The following is a 16,260-nucleotide window of genomic DNA, read 5'->3' as shown; positions in this document are numbered from 1 at the left end:
ATGAAGCCCAAGAGTCTCTCCCCTGGGCGCTCGTATTTCCAAATGCACAGCTGATTGCAGACACATTAGCGTGCAGGTGCCTCGCCCCACCGCGCGACCCCTCGGTGGGGCCGCAAGTGGGACGATAAGTGTCGTGGCGTACTTCGACGCGGCCTCAACCGAGCCGCTCCACCCCCAGGCTCGCGACGCGCTCCTGACGGCGATCGACGCCGGCTGGGCCGACCCCGCACGATTGTACGGCCAGGCCCGCCGCGCGCATCTGCTCCTGGAGCAGGCGCGCGCCGAGGTGGCCGAGGCGCTCGGCGCGCGCTCCGACGAGGTGTCGTTCACTCCGTCGGGCACGCAGGCCGTGCATCTCGGCGTCCTCGGCACCCTACACGGCAGGCGCAGGGCCGGGCGCCACCTGGTGGTGGGCGCGGTCGAGCACTCCAGCGTGCTGCACGCCGCCGAGCTGCACGAACGCGAGGGCGGCACGGTCGAGACCGTGGGGGTGAACCTGCAGGGGCGGGTCGACGCCGCGGCGTTCGCCGAGGCGGTCGCCCGCCCTGGCGCCGCGCTGGCCTGCCTGCAGAGCGCCAACCACGAGGTCGGCACGCTCCAGCCGGTCGCCGAGGCGGCGGCCGCCTGCCGCGAGCACGGGGTCCCGCTGCTGGTCGACGCCGCGCAGACGGCCGGCAGGATGCCGGTGCCCGAGGGGTGGTCGGTGCTGACGGCGAGCGCGCACAAGTGGGGCGGCCCGGCGGGCGTCGGCGTGCTGGCGGTGCGCAAGGGCACGAGGTTCCGCTCGTTCCTGCCGGAGGACGAGCGGGAGCGGCGCCGGGTGCCCGGCTTCGAGAACGTCCCGGCGATCTTCGCGGCGGCGGCCGCGCTGCGCGCGTCGCTCGCCGAGGCGGCCGAGGAGCAGGCGCGGCTCAGCGCGCTGGTGGACCGCGTGCGGCGGCGGGTGCCCGAGCTCGTGCCCGACGTGGAGGTGATCGGCGACCCGCGCGAGCGCGCGCCGCACATCGTCACCTTCTCCTGCCTGTACGTCGACGGGGAGGCGTTGCTGACCGAGCTGGACAAGGCGGGTTTCGCGGTATCGTCAGGAAGCTCGTGCACCGCCAGTACGCTTCGTCCATCGCACGTTCTGGAGGCGATGGGCGTCCTGACGCACGGCAACATCCGCGTGTCGCTGCCCAGGGGCGCGGCCGAGGCCGACGTCGACAGGTTCCTCGCCGTGCTGCCCGGGCTGGTCCACCGCATCCGTCAAGACGCAGGAGTGGCATGACCGAGGTTTCCGAGCCGGCCCTCACGATCGACGCGCTCGGCAAGAAGTGCCCGATCCCGATCATCATGCTGGCCGAGCAGATCAACCACGTCCCGCTCGACGGCGTGGTCGCCGTGCTGGCCGACGACCCGGCCGCCTACAACGACGTGCCGGCCTGGTGCCGGCTGAAGTCGCACAAGCACGTCGGCTCGTACGAGCTGCCCGGGGGCGGCTGGTCGATCCACGTGCGGCGCAACTACTGAGGGGCGCCCGCCGGGGTAGGTGGCGGCGGAGAGTCACCGACTTCCGGGGGTTGACCATGGAGAAGGCGCAGTCGCACGAGACCGCCCGCAGCGTCATGAGCGCGGGCGCCGAGTGCATCGGAGCGCACGAGACGCTCGACAGGGCGGCGCAGCTGATGCGCTCGCACGACGTGGGGGCGCTGCCCGTGTGCGGGCCCGACGACCGGGTAACCGGCATCATCACCGACCGCGACATCATCGTGAAGTGCGTGGCGGCCGGCCACGACCCGTCCAGGGTGACGGCGGGCGACCTCGCCACGGGCGTGGTGTGGATCGACGCGGACGCCTCCGTGGAGGAGGCGCTGTCGCGGATGGAGCAGCACCAGATCAAGCGGCTGCCGGTGATGGACGGGCACCGCCTCGTCGGCATGATCAGCGAGTCGGACCTGGCCCGCCACCTGCCCGACGACCAGCTCGCGGAGTTCGTCCACCGGGTCTACGCCAGGCCGTGACGCGACGCGGCGCCCGGTCCTGGTGGGCCGGGCGCCGCCGCGGTTCAGTGCGCGACGAGGGTCACGGGTGGTGGCAGCGGACGTGCGTGGCGACTTCTTCGGCCGCCTCCGGGCCGTAGGCGGTGCTGAAGCGCTCCAGGAACACCTTCTGCCCCAGCTCGTACTCCTGGCCGCCGACGCGCTCCAGCACGTGCGTGGCGGTGAGGTTGCCGATCTGGCCGCAGCGCTCCAGCGGCAGGCCCCAGGCGACGCCGGCGAGGAAGCCGGCGCGGAAGGCGTCGCCGACGCCGGTCGGGTCGGCCTTGCCCCGCTCGGGCGCGGGGGCGACGTGGATCGACGGCTCGCCCTTGCGGTCGATGACGGCGCCCTTGGGGCCGAGCGTGGTGACGCGGACGGCGACCCGGTCGAGGATCTCGGCGTCGGACCAGCCGGTCTTCTGCTCGATGAGCCCCTTCTCGTAGTCGTTGGAGAAGAGGTAGGCGGCGCCGTCGACGAGCTGGCGGATGTCCTCGTCGGCCATGCGGGCGAGCTGCTGGGAGATGTCGGCGGCGAAGGCGATGCCCCGCTGGCGGCACTCGTCGGTGTGGCGGAGCATGGCGTCGGGGTCGTTGGGGCTGATCAGCACCAGGTCGAGGCCGCCGACGCGGTCGGCGACGGGCTGGAGCTCGATCATGCGCGCCTCGGCCATCGCGCCGGTGTAGAAGGACGCGATCTGGTTGTGGTGCTGGTCGGTGGTGCACAGGAAGCGCGCCGTGTGCTGGGTCTCGGAGACGTGGACCGACTCGCAGTCGACGCCGTGGCGCTCCAGCCAGGAGCGGTAGTCGGCGAAGTCGTTGCCGACCGCGCCGACGAGGAGCGGCGTCAGCCCCAGGCATCCCATGCCGAAGGCGATGTTGGCCGCGCAGCCGCCGCGACGGATCTGCAGATCGTCGACCAGGAACGAGAGCGACACGCGGTCGAGCTGCTCGGCGATCAGCTGCTCCCCGAAGCTTCCCGGGAAGGTCATCAGGTGGTCTGTCGCGATGGAGCCGGTTACGGCGATGCGCACGGGATTCTTCTTCCTCGTTGTCAGCAGGCCAAATGAGCCCCACGAGAATACGCGAAGGTCCCGCCCGCACCAAGGCAGGCGGGACCCGCGCGTCGCCGTCCGGCCGGTCGGCTAGTTGAACGAGTCGCCGCAGGCGCAGGAGCCGGTGGCGTTGGGGTTGTCGATGGTGAAGCCCTGCTTCTCGATCGTGTCGACGAAGTCGATGGTGGCGCCCATCAGGTAGGGAGCGCTCATGCGGTCGGTGACCACGCTCACACCGCCGAACTCCGACACCACGTCGCCGTCCATGGAGCGGTCGTCGAAGAAGAGCTGGTAACGCAGGCCCGAGCAGCCGCCCGGCTGCACGGCCACGCGCAGCTGCAGACTCTCCTCGCCCTGCTGCTCCAGCAGGCTCTTGACCTTGGCGGCGGCCGCGTCAGTCAGGATCAGGCCCTGCGCCGTGGTCTCGCTGCTCTCAACCGTCATCTGCTGACTCCCTAACCGGCTGTCTGGTTCTGACGTCTTCCAACGACGCTACCAACACCTGCCGTGTGCCACACATTCCCGGGGCCGCGTACCCCCGGAATAAATCGCCTCGTCCCGTGTGTCATCATTAAGCGTCAATTCGACGATAAGGGGGTGTGGCCATGGCCGCACACACGGGCCTGCCGCTGTTCGTCCTCGGCGAGGGCGCGGATCCGCACAGTGAGAAGGGTGTCGAGTGCCCGGGCGAGCTGCCGCCCGCGAGCGACCCCGCGCTCGTGGAGCGGGCGCGCAAGGCCAAGGAGGCGCTGGGCGACCGGCTGTTCGTGCTCGGTCACCACTACCAGCGCGACGAGGTCATCCAGTTCGCCGACGTGACGGGCGACTCGTTCAAGCTGGCCCAGCAGGCCGCGGCCAGGCCGCAGGCGGAGTACATCGTCTTCTGCGGCGTGCACTTCATGGCCGAGTCGGCCGACATCCTCACCGGCGACGGCCAGCAGGTGATCCTGCCCGACATGGCGGCCGGGTGCTCGATGGCCGACATGGCCACCTTCGACCAGGTCGAGGAGTGCTGGGAGGCCCTGGAGGACGCCGGGCTGGCAGGACGGACCGTCCCGGTCACGTACATGAACTCCAGCGCCGACATCAAGGCGTTCTGCGGCAGGAACGGCGGCGCGGTCTGCACCTCCTCCAACGCCAGGCGCGCCCTCGACTGGGCGTTCCAGCAGGGCGACAAGGTGCTGTTCCTGCCCGACCAGCACCTCGGCCGCAACACGGCCGTGCTGGAGATGGGCATGTCCCTGGACGACTGCGTCGTGTGGAACCCGCACCGTCCGAACGGCGGCCTCACCCCCGAGCAGCTCGAACGGGCGCGCATGATCCTGTGGAAGGGCCACTGCTCGGTGCACGGCCGCTTCACCGCCGAGTCGGTGGACGACGTGCGCGAGCGCATCCCCGGCGTGAACGTGCTCGTCCACCCGGAGTGCCGCCACGAGGTGGTGCTGAAGGCCGACCACGTCGGCTCCACCGAGCACATCATCAGGACGCTGCAGGCCGCCCCCGCCGGGTCGAGCTGGGCGATCGGCACCGAGCTGAACCTGGTCAAGCGGCTGGCCCAGATGTTCCCCGACAAGAACGTCTCGTTCCTCGACAGGACCGTCTGCTACTGCTCCACCATGAACAGGATCGACCTGCCCCACCTGGTGTGGGCGCTGGAGTCGCTGGTGCTCGGCGAGGTCGTCAACCAGATCACCGTCGACGCCGACACCGCCCACTGGGCCAGGGTCGCGCTCGACCGCATGCTGGCCCTGCCCTGACCCCTGCCCTGACCCCGCCCCGGCTCCTGGCGGGCGCGACCCGGGCGCCGGGCTGCCCGGGTCCCCGGGTCAGGCGAAGGCGTAGCCGACCCGGACGCCGACCGTCAGGCTCTGGCGTCCCGGGCTGACCGAGCCGCCCTCCGCCGCCATCGCGACCGCCGTCGCGAGCGGCTGCGGCCCGCCCCTGACCTCCTCGCCGACCGACACGACCCGGCCGAGGCCGCGCCCCGCCAGCTCGGCGTACTGCGCGGCCTTGGCCGCGGCGTCGCGGAACGCCCCGGCCCTCGCCTCGGCGAGGGCCGCCGCCGGGTCGGACACCTCGAAGGCCAGCCCGTTCAGCCTGGCCTCCTCCCCCACCCCGGCCACCGCGTCGATGACCCGGTCGGCCGCCGCGAGGTCGCGGATGACCACCTCGACGCCCTGCGCCGCCCGGTAGGCCCCCACCTTGGGGTAGGCGTCGTACTCGGGGCCGAGCGACAGGTCGGTGGTGCGTACGTCCTCGGCGGCGACGCCGGCGTCGCGCAGCGCCTGCGCCAGGCGGGCCGCGGCCGCCCTGACGGCCGTGAAGGACTCCGCCGCCGAGCCCCTGCGCACCTCGACGCCCGCGTGCAGCCGCAGGACGTCGGGCGCGGCCAGGGCCGTCCCCTCGCCGACGACCGTGATGTCCGCGCCCGTGCCCCCGCCGGCGCCCCGGCTCGTGTCCGCGTCCATGCCGATGCCCGTCCCCTCTCCCCGTCGCAGGCTCACCGTACGCCGCCCATTCTGGGCCCGGCGGCGCGGCCCGTCACGCCCCCTCGGCCGCCGCCGCGACGGACCCCGCGTGGTCGGCGAGGATCCTGCGGCGCGGCCCCGGCAGCCGCACCAGGACGCCGCCCAGCTCGGAGGCGACGGCGCGGGCGCACCCGGCGCCCCGGCGCGGGCCGAGCACCGTGACGGGCACGCGCGGGAACGGCATCCCGGACCTGACCGCCAGCAGGTCCGACGCCATCCGCCCGCGCGACAGCCGCTCCCCCGCCGCCGCCGCGAGCACCCGGCCGCGCCGGTACACGCCGCACGGGTCGGGCAGGCCCGACAGCAGGCGGTTCACGGCGGGACCTGCCACGCGGGCCAGCGCGGCGGCGCCCCAGGCGCCTCCCAGCGCGGGCAGCCAGCGCACGACGGGGTCCGCCGGCGCCGCCCGGCCGCGCCGCTTCGGGCAGGGCGGGTCCACGAGGACGAGCCGCTCCACGCGCAGCGGGTGCAGCCTGGCGAACGCCTCGGCGTGCCAGCAGGCGTCCCTGTGGGCGACCACGGTGACGCGTTCCGGGTGGGCGGGGGCCAGGGCGGCCAGGCGGGCGGCCTCGGCGTACAGGGTGGGCGGCAGGGGCGAGGGCGGGCTGAGCCCGAGCCCGGGGCGGTCGAAGCGGACGACGCGCCGGGCCCCGGCGAGCGCCCCGGCCACCGGCTCCCAGTGGAACCAGGAGCGGCCCGTCCCCGGCGCGAGGATGACGGCGGGCCCGTCGCCCTGCGCGACGACGTGCGGCGTGCCACCCTCTCCCGGCATGGTGGGCGGCACGGGGGGCGGCACGGGGGGCGGCATGGTGGGCGACACAGTGGGCGGCACGGGGGCGGCGACGAGCAGCCGCATGGCCGCGTACACGAGCCAGGCGGCCACCAGGGCGAGCTGCACGCGGTGCGCGACGCCCGCGAGGTGGCCGAGGACGACGGCGGCCGCGGTGACGGCGACGGCCCCGGTGGTCATGCCCGACAGCAGCCACGACAGGCGGGCCCGCCAGCTGGCGCCCAGCAGCGCCATGGCGGCCGGGGCGCTGACCGCGGCGAGCGCGGCGGTCACCGTGTGCGCCCGGTGCGGCAGCGACAGCGCGTGCCGCCCGCAGGCGGGGTCGCTCAGCGCGGCGCAGTCGAGCGGGAAGACGCCCGTGGCGGCCGTGAGGAGCCCGAACGCGGCCAGGGCGAGCCAGCCGGGCCACTCGCGCCGCTGGACCGGCGTGAGCGCCACGCCCAGCAGGCAGGCCAGGCCCGCGCCCACGTCGCTGACGCGGAACAGGCGGGTCCACGGCTGGTCGAGCGCGGCCAGCTCGCCCACGTACCCCTCGGTGCGGTCGACGGCGGGCGTGGTGAACTGGCCGGTGACCCACGCGCTGTACAGCACGGCCGCCACGATGAACGCGCACGCCGCCGCCACGACCAACCTTCGCTCCACGTGAGCATTAGATCACCGTGGGCGATCAGAGTCCGGGAGCCCCCCAGACGGGGAACCAGCGGCCGAGGTCCTGCTCCAGCGGCAGCTCGCCCTCCAGCGCGCCCCTGGCCTGCAGTTCGAGCGCGTTGTCGCGCCGCTGCCCCGTGAGCGGCGCGAACGGGTAGAACGTGCCGCGCTTGTAGAGGTAGACGACCGCGAGCCTGCGGCCGTCGCCGTCGGCGAACGACACCAGCGAGCACAGCAGCGACGGGCCGAACCCCGCCGACTCCAGCGACGAGTTCACCGCGTGCAGCTCGGTGACGAGGTCGCCGACGGCGTCGGGGTCGCGGCGCACCAGCAGCCAGGTATAGCCGTAGCCGTCGGACGACTCCTCGACGCGGCCGCCCAGCAGCGCCTTGACGTCGCGCTCCAGCGTCGCGAACGCGCCGCCCTCGGCCGCCCTGAACGCCACCGAGCCGAGACCGGTGGGGACGAGCCCGGTCTCGGCCTGCAGCGTCACGGCGGCCGACGGCAGCGCGAACAGCGCGTCGAGGTTCGGCTTCACCGGCTTCGACCGGCCGAGCAGCGCGTCGAGCCAGCCCATGGATCAGCCCCTTCCGAGCTGCTTGGAGATGGCGGCGAGCTGCCCGAGCCGCCGCTCCAGCGACGGGTGCGTGGAGAACAGGGCCGCCAGCGTCGCCCCTCCGGCCAGCGCCGGGGCGAAGTAGAAGGCGTTGAACGGCTCCGCGTCACGCAGGTCGCGGGTCGGGATGCGCGCCATGTCGCCGGTGACCTTGGTCAGCGCGCTGGCCAGGGCCGAGGGCCGCTGGGTGAGCAGCGCGCCCGCCCGGTCGGCCGCCAGCTCGCGGTAGCGCGACAGGGCGCGGGTGAGCAGGAAGCTCACGGCGTACACGACGACCGAGACGAGCATGATGATCAGCCCGACGGGCAGGCCGCCCTGGTTGTCGCGCCGCCCGCCGAACCCCGTGTAGAGGGCGACCCTGGTCATCAGCCCGGCGACGATGCCGAGGAACGACGCGATCGTCATGACGGCGACGTCGCGGTGGGCGACGTGCGACAGCTCGTGCGCCAGGACGCCTTCGAGCTCCTGCGGCTCCAGCCGCCGCAGGATGCCGGTCGTCACGCACACGACGGCGTTCTTCTGGTTGCGGCCGGTGGCGAACGCGTTGGGGACGTCGGAGTCGGCGATCGCCACCCGCGGTTTCGGCATGTCGGCCATCGCGCACAGGCGGTCGATGACGCCGTGCAGCTCGGGGGCCTCCTGCGGCGAGACCTCCCGCCCGTGCATCGCGAACAGCGCGATGCGGTCGGACAGGAAGTACTGCACCAGCAGCAGGACCCCCGCCACCACCAGCACGGTCAGCGCCCGCACGCCGAGGGCGATCAGGACGCCGACGAACACCACGTACAGCAGCCCCAGCAGGAACATCGTCACGACCATGCGGCTGGTCAGGCCGCGGTCGGACGCGAACCGGGTGCCCATGGCTACCCCGGGATGAGGCCCTGGTCGCCCAGCATCTCCCGGACCTCCTCGATCGAGGCGTCCGCGGGGGGAAGGATCAGCTCTGACGGCTCAAGGCTGTCGTCGGGGAGCGCCTTGCCCACATGGCGCACCTTGTCGAGCAGCGCGTGCAGTTTGACGCGGAACGACGCCTCGTCGCCCGCGTCGATGGCGGCCTCCAGCTCGCTGTCGAGCTCGTTGAGCACCGCGATGTCGTCCGGCGAGATCTCGATCTGGCCCTCGCCCATGATTCTGACGATCACAGGCCCTCCCCAGGCTGACGGAGCTGCTGGGTCTGGCTCTGCTGGGGCTGCTGCTGCTGCGGCTGCTGCCGCCCCTGCTCGATCGCGCTCTGCGGGGCGGGACCCTGCCCGAGCTCGGCCTTCATCCTGGCGAGCTCCAGCTCGACGTCCATGCCGCCGCCCATGCGGTCGAGCTCGGCCTGGATGTCGTCGCGGCTGCCGGTGTAGTCGTCGAGCGCGCCGCTGGCGAGCAGCTCGTCGATGGCGCCGGCGCGGGCCTGCATCTGCGCCGTCTTGTCCTCGGCACGCTGGATGGCCAGGCCGACGTCGCCCATCTCCTCGGAGATGCCGGAGAACGCCTCGTTGATGCGCGTCTGGGCCTCGGCCGCCGTGTAGGTGGCCTTGATGGTCTCCTTCTTCGTGCGGAAGGCGTCGACCTTGGCCTGCAGCCGCTGCGAGGCGGTGGTGAGCTTCTCCTCCTCGGCCTGGAGGTTGTCGTGCTGGATCTTCAGGTCGGCCATCTGAGTCTGCAGGTTGGACCGGCGCTGGAGAGCCTCGCGGGCGAGGTCCTCGCGGCCCACCGACAGCGCCTTGCGGCCCTGCTCCTCGTACCGCCTGGCCTGCTGCTCAAGGCCGTTGATCTGCAGCTCGACCCGCTTGCGGGAGGTGGCGACGTCGGCCACGCCCCTGCGCACCTTCTGCAGCAGCTCAAGCTGCCGCTGGTACGAATAGTCGAGGGTTTCCCGCGGATCCTCCATCTTGTCCAGGGCCTTGTTGGCCTTGGACTTGAAGATCATGGAAAGTCTCTTCATCACGCTCATGCGCGTCGGCCGTCCCCTTCTAGGTCGTGCTGGTGTACCCGATGCAGTGCAGCCGCCTTGTGATTACCCTACGCATAACGCACGAGGGCGTCACTAAGTTGCACTCCAGGTAGGGTTGAGGTCGTGTTGCGACGCCGTTCCCAAACCACCGTGGACGACACCCCCGTCCCCGCCGACGATCCTAAGCCCCAGGGTAAAGGTCGTCCCACACCCAAGCGCCGGGACGCCGAAGGGCGAAGGCGCCAGCCGGTCTCCGCGCCGAAGGACCGCAAGGAGGCCTACCGGCAGATGCGGGCCAAGCAGGCCGCCGAGCGCGATCGCGCCCGGCAGGGCATGCTGGCCGGTGACGAGCGGTACTTCCCCGCCCGCGACAAGGGCCCTGCGCGCAAGTTCGCCCGCGACTGGGTCGACTCGCGGCGGCTGCCGAGCCAGTACTTCCTGCCGCTGTCGATGGTGATCCTGCTCGCCACCTGGATCCCGTGGCCGATCTCGATCAGGGCGCAGGTGCTCGGGTACGTCGTCGCCATCGGCTGGCCCATCATGATGATCGGCGTCCTCGCCACCTCCGTGTACGTCGCGTGGAAGGTGAAGAAGGAGGTCGTGGAGAAGCTGCCCAAGGAGAGCCCGAAGGGCGTCGGCTTCTACGCGGCCATGCGGGCGCTGCAGATCCGCAAGCTGCGCTTCCCGCCGCCCTCGGTGCTGCCGGGCGGCAAGCCGGTCCCCGCCAAGAAGTAGCCGCGGTTCCCGGCTCCGCCGGGACCGGTGATCAGTCCACGGGCGTCCAGCGCAGCACGCCGCGTACGGCGACGGGCCTGCGCCCGGCGATCGGCGTGCCCCGCTCCAGCGCGTCGGCCACCCTGCGCAGCATCGTGTACGTCGAGGCCATGCGCGGGGCCGTGCCGGTGACGCCGTCGTCCCAGCCGACCGTGCCGTCCCTGGAGTCGACCACCACGTAGGGCAGGGTGCCCGGCGCGGCGGCGCCCAGGCGGAACACCGGGATCATCAGGCCGTTCCAGCCCCCTGCTGCGCCTCCGCGGGCGCACATGGCGCGCCAGGCGTCCCTGATCTGGCGGATGCCGAGGTGCCGCGCGCCCCCTTCCCAGAACCCGAGCGCCGACAGCCCGGCGGAGCCGTTGTGGCGCAGGAGCGAGGCGCGCAGGTCGTCGGGGTAGTCCACGCCCGTCTGCGCCTCCGCCACGGCGATCGTGCGGGCCCTGCCCGGCGCGCCGAGGAGCCCGTGGCTGCGGGGCGCGTGGGTCTTGAGCCAGCGCTCGATGCGCTGCCACTGGCGGTTCACCGCGCGCCTGGTGGCGGGGTCGACGGCCCGCGCGTCCACGACACGGTGCCGCGGCGGCGTGCAGGCGGGGTCGGGCGCGGGCGTGGTTGGCATGGTGGGCGCGGGCTGCGCGGCGCCCGGGGAGGAGCCGCCCGGCGACGCCGTGGCGGGAGCCTGGACGGGCGTGGCGCTCCCCGTGGCCGTCGCCCCCTGCGGGGCCGGGCCCCCCGTCAGCGCCACGGCCACGACGAGCGCGACCGCCACCGCGAGCACGGCCGACCCGGCGAGCAGCGCCTTCCCGTGCCCCCGGCGCGGCGCGGGCGGAGGCGGCGGAGGGGGCGCGGGCAGCGGCCTCGGCAGGCGGGAGCGGCGGCGCAGCCGCACCGCCAGGGCGATCAGGACGGCCGCGGTCAGCGCCTGGCGTACGAGCTTGGGCACGTCGCGCACCCTACCCCGAATCCGATCACGGTCAGATCCGGACGATCGCCGCCAGCGCCACGCCGTAAGGTCAGATGCATGGAATTCCGACACCTCGGTCGTAGCGGTCTGAAAGTCAGCGAGATCAGCTACGGCAACTGGCTCACCCACGGCTCCCAGGTCGAGGAGGACGCCGCCAGGCAGTGCGTGCAGGCGGCTCTCGACGAGGGCGTCACCACCTTCGACACCGCCGACGTCTACGCGGGCACGAAGGCCGAGGAGGTGCTCGGCCGGGCGCTGAAGGGCGTGCGCAGGGAGTCGCTGGAGATCTTCACGAAGGTGTACTGGCCGACGGGGCCCGGCCAGAACGACCGCGGCCTGTCGCGCAAGCACATCACCGAGTCGATCCACGGCTCGCTGCGCCGGCTCCAGACCGACTACGTCGACCTGTACCAGGCGCACCGCTTCGACCACGAGACCCCGCTCGAGGAGACGCTCAAGACCTTCGACGACCTCGTCCGCCAGGGCAAGGTGCTCTACGTCGGCGTCAGCGAGTGGACCGCCGACCAGATCGGCCGGGCCCTGAAGATCGCCGACGAGATGGGCTTCGACCGGATCGTCTCCAACCAGCCGCAGTACTCGATGCTGTGGCGGGTCATCGAGGCCGAGGTCGTGCCGCTGAGCCGGCGTGAGGGCGTCGGCCAGATCGTCTGGTCGCCCATCGCGCAGGGCGTGCTGACCGGCAAGTACCTGCCCGGGCAGCAGCCGCCCGAGGGCTCGCGCGCCACCGACGCGAGCGGCAGCGCCATGATCGCCCGCTTCATGAGGGACGACGTGCTGACCCGGGTGCAGGACCTCAAGCCCGTCGCCGCCGACCTGGGCCTCAGCATGGCCCAGCTCGCCGTCGCCTGGGTGCTGCAGAACCCGAACGTCTCCAGCGCGATCGTCGGCGCCAGCCGGCCCGAGCAGGTGCGCGACAACGTCAAGGCGTCGGGCGTCAAGCTGGACGACGACGTGATGAAGCGCATCGACGACGTGCTCGGCCCCGTGGTCGAGCGCGACCCGGGAAGGACCGTCAGCCCGGCCACCCGCCCCTGACCGCGGAACGCCGGAACCCCCCGGGCCTGGACGCCCGAGGGGTTCCGCGCGGCCTGCTCACTCCTCGCGCAGCGACAGCCCCGCGTACTCGACGCGGTCCTCCTCCAGCAGCGCCACGCGCTCGACGCCGGCGGCGAGCAGGTCGCGCCAGTTCTCTCCCAGCCACGACTCCGCGTCGGCCTGGCTCGGGAAGACCTCCCTCGGCAGCACGCGGTCGGTCACCTCGCTGCCGTTCGCGTTCTCATAACGCCACCGCCACGTCATGCCATACGCTCCTTCTTCCCCCGGGTCTTCTCCCCGCGGGTTCGCCGGCACACCACTGGAACCCTAACCCGCGGCCCCCTCGCGGATCGACGCGCGCCGCGCTGCCCGGGGCCCGCGCCCGCCGCCGCCGCGGCCCCTTTTGTACGCTCGGCGCGGTGAAGGTCCTCCTGTCGGGCACGGCGGGCGGCGCGGGCTGGCCCGCGCCGGGCTGCCCGTGCGCCTCCTGCTCCCGGCCGCCCTCCGGCCACCGGCGGCCGTTCGCGGCGGTCGTCGACGACGCCGTCCGCCTCTCCTTCCACTCCCCTCTCACCGGGCTGCCGCCCGGCTACCTGGCGTACGGGGGGCGGGCGCTGACCGGCCCTGACGGCGCCGCGCTGCTGTGCCTGCCGCCCGGGCAGGAGCCGCCGGACGACGGCCCGCCGCGCTACGACGTCGTCCTCGTCGACGTGCTGGAGCGCCCTGAGCGCCTGGGCGAGCTGCGCAGGGCGGGGCTGGTGGACGGCGGGACCCTGGTGGCCGCCGTGGGGCTGGACCACCGGGTGCGTTCGGAGGAGGAGCTGGCCAGGCGGCTGCGCCTGTGGGGCGTGGCTTCCGTGCCCGACGGGACGGAGCTGCGCTCGGGCGTCCCCGGCCCCGCGCCCGCCGTGCCGCGCAGGTCGCTGCTGCTCGGCGGCTCGCGGTCGGGCAAGTCGGCGGAGGCGGAGCTGCGGCTGGCGGCGGAACCGTACGTGACCTACGTGGCGACCGGGCCGGGCGGCGCGGGCGACGCGGAGTGGGCGGCGCGGGTGCGCGCCCACAGGGAGCGCAGGCCCGCGCACTGGGCGACGCTGGAGACGACCGACCTCGTGGCCGCGCTGCGGGGGGCGGACGCGCCACTGCTGGTGGACGGCCTGGGCACCTGGCTGGCCGCGGTGTTCGACGAGCACGGCGCGTGGGAGGGCGACCGCACCGCCGTGGACGCCCGCTGCGACGCGCTGGTGGCGGCCTGGCGGGAGGCGTCCGCGCCGGTGGTGGCCGTGTCGGACGAGGTGGGGATGGGAGTGGTGCCCGCCACGGCGAGCGGGCGGGCCTTCAGGGACGCGCTGGGGCGGCTCAACGAGCGCCTGGCCGCCGAGTCGGAGTACGTGGCGCTGGTGGTCGCCGGCCGCCTGCTGGAGCTCTGACGGCGCCAGGAGCGCCCCTGGCCCGCGCAGGGGCCCTGGCCCGCGCAGGGGCCCTGCTTCATCGGCGGGCGGCGCGGGCGTACCAGCGGCCGTCCACGCGGTCGATCTGCAGGGGGCGGCCGAAGCACTCCGACAACAGCGCCGGGGTGAGCACCTCCGCCACCGGGCCCGCCGCCAGCACCCGCGCGTCGCGCATGAGCAGCGCGTTCGTGGTCGTCGCCGGCACCTCCTCCAGGTGGTGGGTGACGAGCACGGTGGTGAGCACGGGGCGGGTCGCGGCGAGGTCCTCGACGGCCGCCACGAGGTCCTCCCTGGCGGGCAGGTCGAGCCCGGCGAAGGGCTCGTCGAGGAAGAGGACGGCGGGCTCGGACATGAGCGCCCTGGCCACCCTGATCCTGGCCCGCTCGCCCTGGGAGCACACGCGGAACGGCCGCTCGGCGAGGTCCTTGCAGCCCACGTCGGCGAGCAGCCTGGTGGCGCGCTCCCGCTCGGCCTCGCCGTAGCTGTCCCAGAGCGGGGCGCTCGTGCCGGTGTGCCCGGTGAGCACGACGGTGTGCGCGGTGGCCCCCTCCTCCTCCATCAGCTCCTCGTCCACCAGCCGCTGGCTGGCGGCGACCAGGCCGATGTGGCGGCGCAGCCCCCGCAGGTCCACCCGGCCGAACCGGTGGCCGAGCACCGTCACCGCGCCCCGCGTCGGGTGCCGGACGGCGGCGGCCAGGGAGAGCAGGGTGGTCTTGCCCGCGCCGTTCGGGCCGAGCACCACCCAGTGGTCGCCGTACTCCACCCGCCAGTCGATGCCGTCGAGCAGGGTCTTGCCGGCGGCGCGGACGCCTACGCCTTCGAGTTCAACCACATGCATTCCAGCCACCCTAGTGGGACCTAGGATCGAGCGTTATGCAGCTTCCTGGGCGGATTCACGACCTGTTCGGTGAGGGGGCCGTCTGGTCCGACGACCACGGCGGCATGAGCGGCGAGACCTGGCGCGTGACGTCGCCGTCCGGCGTGTGGTACGTCAAGCGGGGCCGGTGGGCGCGGCGCGAGGCCGAGCGGCTGCTCTGGCTCAAGCGCTGGGCGGCGGTGCCCGACGTCGTGGCCGCGGAGGACGACGTGCTCGTGCTGGCCGACGCCGGGCTGCCGAGCCTGGAGGGCCGCGAGGCCGACCCGGTCGCCGGGGCGGTGATGGGCCGGGCGCTGCGGGCCCTGCACGCGATCCCGGTGGCCGAGTGCCCGTTCGACGAGCGGCTGGACGTCAAGCTGGAGCAGGCGCGCGTGGCGGTGGAGTCGGGGCTGGTCGATCCCGGCGACTTCGACGACGACCACACGCCCGAGCACGTGTACGAGCGGCTGCTGCGCGAGCGTCCTCCGATCGAGGACCTGGTCGTGGCGCACGGCGACTTCACCCCCGCCAACGTGCTCGCCGACGTGCTCGCGGACGACGCCGGCGGGCCGGTGCTCATCGACGCGGGCCGCCTCGGCGTGTGCGACAGGCACGTGGACCTCGCGATCGCGCTGCGGGAGCTGGAGGGCCCGGCGGTCGCGAGCTTCCTGGAGGCGTACGGGCCGCCGGCGCCCGACCCGCGCAGGGTGGAGTACTACCGGCTGCTGGACGAGCTGTTCTGATGCACGGCCTGCGGTTCGCCGTCGGGACGCTGAGCGTCTTCCCCGTGCGGGTGGATCGGGTGGACCGCGAGGTGGCCGGGACGGCCATGGCGCTCGCGCCCGCCGTGGGGGCGGCGCTCGGCGCGGTGGCCGGGCTGCCCCTGTTCCTGCCCGGCCCGCCGCTGCTGGGCGCGGCGCTCGCGGTGGGCCTGCTGGCGGTGCTGACGCGCGGCCTGCACCTGGACGGCCTCGCGGACCTCGCGGACGGGCTCGGCAGCAGCAGGCCCGCCGCTCAGGCGCTCGACATCATGAAGAAGTCGGACATCGGGCCGTTCGGGGTGATGGCCCTGGTGTTCACGGTGCTCGTCCAGGTGGCGGCGGCCAGTGTGGCGGGCTTCGCCGCGCTGGTGACGGCCTGCGCGGCGGGCCGGCTGGCGCTGGCCTGGGCGTGCCGGGCCGGGGTGCCCGCGGCCCGTCCCGGCGGCCTCGGGGCGATGGTGGCGGGGACGGTGCGCCCCGCCGTCGCCTGGGCGGCCACGGCGGCCGTCCTCGCCGGAGCCGCCGGGCTCGGCCTGCTGTCGGGGCCGGGGCGGGCCGCGCTGGTGCTGCCGGCCGGCGTGCTCGCGGGGCTGGCCGCCGCGCTGCTGCTGCTGGCGCACGCGCGGCGGCGGCTCGGCGGCGTGACGGGCGACGTGCTGGGCGCCCTGGTCGAGACCGCCACGGCCGCCGCGCTGACCACCACGGCCCTGCTGACCTGACGACCCCGCTGACCTGACGGCCCCGCTGACCTGACGACCCCGCTGACCTGACGGCCCCGCTGACCTGACGGCCCCGCGGACTGCCGGACCGC

General features: G+C 73.8%; 20 protein-coding genes. 9 read left to right on the top strand and 11 right to left on the bottom strand.

The genetic code is table 11. The features are described from left to right. Window positions 1-133: 133 nt before the first annotated feature. The 3 genes from BMX74_RS09740 to BMX74_RS09730 are packed head-to-tail and all read left to right on the top strand — an operon-like array spanning window position 134 to window position 2,000. Entirely contained in the window at window positions 134-1,267 is a 1,134-nt protein-coding gene (locus tag BMX74_RS09740) for a cysteine desulfurase family protein (protein ID WP_091099791.1), read from the top strand. After that, complete coding sequence (locus BMX74_RS09735) at window positions 1,264-1,509, top strand: sulfurtransferase TusA family protein (RefSeq protein ID WP_055503224.1); 246 nt, start codon at window positions 1,264-1,266, stop codon at window positions 1,507-1,509. Before BMX74_RS09740 ends, BMX74_RS09735 begins: the two co-directional genes overlap by 4 nt. A gap of 56 nt (window positions 1,510-1,565) precedes the next feature. Next, window positions 1,566-2,000, top strand: a complete 435-nt coding sequence (locus BMX74_RS09730) for a CBS domain-containing protein (protein ID WP_055503225.1) — start codon at window positions 1,566-1,568, stop codon at window positions 1,998-2,000. Between the two features lie 61 nt (window positions 2,001-2,061). Here the strand turns inward: BMX74_RS09730 and BMX74_RS09725 are convergent, their stop codons facing one another. Next, window positions 2,062-3,048, bottom strand: a complete 987-nt coding sequence (locus tag BMX74_RS09725; RefSeq protein WP_091099788.1) for a carbohydrate kinase family protein — start codon at window positions 3,046-3,048, stop codon at window positions 2,062-2,064. A 111-nt stretch (window positions 3,049-3,159) separates the two neighbouring features. Continuing rightward, on the bottom strand, window positions 3,160-3,513 hold the full coding sequence (gene erpA / locus BMX74_RS09720; RefSeq protein ID WP_055503227.1) for an iron-sulfur cluster insertion protein ErpA: 354 nt from the start codon (window positions 3,511-3,513) through the stop codon (window positions 3,160-3,162). Between the two features lie 161 nt (window positions 3,514-3,674). Between erpA and nadA the strand changes: the two genes are divergently transcribed. Further along, entirely contained in the window at window positions 3,675-4,826 is a 1,152-nt protein-coding gene (gene nadA, locus BMX74_RS09715; protein WP_091100138.1) for a quinolinate synthase NadA, read from the top strand. A 69-nt stretch (window positions 4,827-4,895) separates the two neighbouring features. On the opposite strand, the gene BMX74_RS09710 is transcribed toward nadA, so the two are convergent. Genes BMX74_RS09710 through BMX74_RS09685 form a run of 6 tightly spaced genes read right to left on the bottom strand, consistent with a single transcriptional unit; the run spans window position 4,896 to window position 9,569 of the window. Further along, window positions 4,896-5,573 (bottom strand): SIMPL domain-containing protein, encoded by a 678-nt coding sequence (locus BMX74_RS09710; protein ID WP_236714702.1) that lies wholly within the window; start codon window positions 5,571-5,573, stop codon window positions 4,896-4,898. Between the two features lie 37 nt (window positions 5,574-5,610). After that, window positions 5,611-7,029, bottom strand: a complete 1,419-nt coding sequence (locus tag BMX74_RS09705) for an alpha/beta fold hydrolase (RefSeq protein ID WP_091099786.1) — start codon at window positions 7,027-7,029, stop codon at window positions 5,611-5,613. Window positions 7,030-7,054: 25 nt separating this feature from the next. Then, window positions 7,055-7,612: a PspA-associated protein PspAB gene (gene pspAB, locus BMX74_RS09700; protein WP_055503230.1), complete on the bottom strand. Its 558-nt coding sequence runs from the start codon at window positions 7,610-7,612 to the stop codon at window positions 7,055-7,057. A 3-nt stretch (window positions 7,613-7,615) separates the two neighbouring features. Beyond that, on the bottom strand, window positions 7,616-8,512 hold the full coding sequence (gene htpX, locus BMX74_RS09695; protein ID WP_055503231.1) for a zinc metalloprotease HtpX: 897 nt from the start codon (window positions 8,510-8,512) through the stop codon (window positions 7,616-7,618). Window positions 8,513-8,514: 2 nt separating this feature from the next. Then, window positions 8,515-8,793: a PspA-associated protein PspAA gene (pspAA, locus tag BMX74_RS09690; protein ID WP_055503232.1), complete on the bottom strand. Its 279-nt coding sequence runs from the start codon at window positions 8,791-8,793 to the stop codon at window positions 8,515-8,517. After that, window positions 8,790-9,569, bottom strand: coding sequence for a PspA/IM30 family protein (locus BMX74_RS09685; RefSeq protein ID WP_420538120.1), 780 nt, complete (start codon window positions 9,567-9,569; stop codon window positions 8,790-8,792). Before BMX74_RS09685 ends, pspAA begins: the two co-directional genes overlap by 4 nt. A 147-nt stretch (window positions 9,570-9,716) precedes the next feature. Between BMX74_RS09685 and BMX74_RS09680 the strand changes: the two genes are divergently transcribed. Continuing rightward, on the top strand, window positions 9,717-10,328 hold the full coding sequence (locus BMX74_RS09680; protein ID WP_063792008.1) for a DUF3043 domain-containing protein: 612 nt from the start codon (window positions 9,717-9,719) through the stop codon (window positions 10,326-10,328). A gap of 31 nt (window positions 10,329-10,359) precedes the next feature. On the opposite strand, the gene BMX74_RS09675 is transcribed toward BMX74_RS09680, so the two are convergent. Further along, window positions 10,360-11,307, bottom strand: coding sequence for an SMI1/KNR4 family protein (locus tag BMX74_RS09675; protein WP_143078609.1), 948 nt, complete (start codon window positions 11,305-11,307; stop codon window positions 10,360-10,362). Between the two features lie 78 nt (window positions 11,308-11,385). On the opposite strand from BMX74_RS09675, the gene BMX74_RS09670 reads away from it, so the two are divergent. Beyond that, on the top strand, window positions 11,386-12,384 hold the full coding sequence (locus BMX74_RS09670) for an aldo/keto reductase family protein (protein WP_091099781.1): 999 nt from the start codon (window positions 11,386-11,388) through the stop codon (window positions 12,382-12,384). Window positions 12,385-12,441: 57 nt separating this feature from the next. Here BMX74_RS09670 and BMX74_RS09665 read toward each other — a convergent pair whose 3' ends face one another. Continuing rightward, on the bottom strand, window positions 12,442-12,648 hold the full coding sequence (locus BMX74_RS09665; RefSeq protein WP_055503237.1) for a hypothetical protein: 207 nt from the start codon (window positions 12,646-12,648) through the stop codon (window positions 12,442-12,444). 155 nt (window positions 12,649-12,803) lie between these two features. Between BMX74_RS09665 and BMX74_RS09660 the strand changes: the two genes are divergently transcribed. After that, entirely contained in the window at window positions 12,804-13,811 is a 1,008-nt protein-coding gene (locus tag BMX74_RS09660) for a bifunctional adenosylcobinamide kinase/adenosylcobinamide-phosphate guanylyltransferase (RefSeq protein WP_091099779.1), read from the top strand. 58 nt (window positions 13,812-13,869) lie between these two features. Here BMX74_RS09660 and BMX74_RS09655 read toward each other — a convergent pair whose 3' ends face one another. Then, entirely contained in the window at window positions 13,870-14,670 is an 801-nt protein-coding gene (locus BMX74_RS09655; protein WP_091099777.1) for an ABC transporter ATP-binding protein, read from the bottom strand. Between the two features lie 35 nt (window positions 14,671-14,705). Here BMX74_RS09655 and BMX74_RS09650 point away from each other — a divergent pair, with 35 nt between their 5' ends. Together BMX74_RS09650 and BMX74_RS09645 are read left to right on the top strand one after the other, a co-directional pair. Further along, window positions 14,706-15,431 carry an aminoglycoside 3'-phosphotransferase gene (locus tag BMX74_RS09650; RefSeq protein WP_091099775.1) on the top strand — a complete coding sequence of 242 codons (726 nt, stop codon included), beginning with the start codon at window positions 14,706-14,708 and terminating at the stop codon, window positions 15,429-15,431. Beyond that, window positions 15,431-16,168, top strand: a complete 738-nt coding sequence (locus tag BMX74_RS09645) for an adenosylcobinamide-GDP ribazoletransferase (RefSeq protein ID WP_091099772.1) — start codon at window positions 15,431-15,433, stop codon at window positions 16,166-16,168. The genes BMX74_RS09650 and BMX74_RS09645 overlap by 1 nt, the downstream gene beginning before the upstream one ends. Window positions 16,169-16,260 lie beyond the last annotated feature (92 nt).

The organism is Nonomuraea pusilla, from assembly GCF_900109355.1.
GTDB lineage: Bacteria > Actinomycetota > Actinomycetes > Streptosporangiales > Streptosporangiaceae > Nonomuraea > Nonomuraea pusilla.
This window is presented reverse-complemented; position numbering and strand designations above follow the sequence as displayed.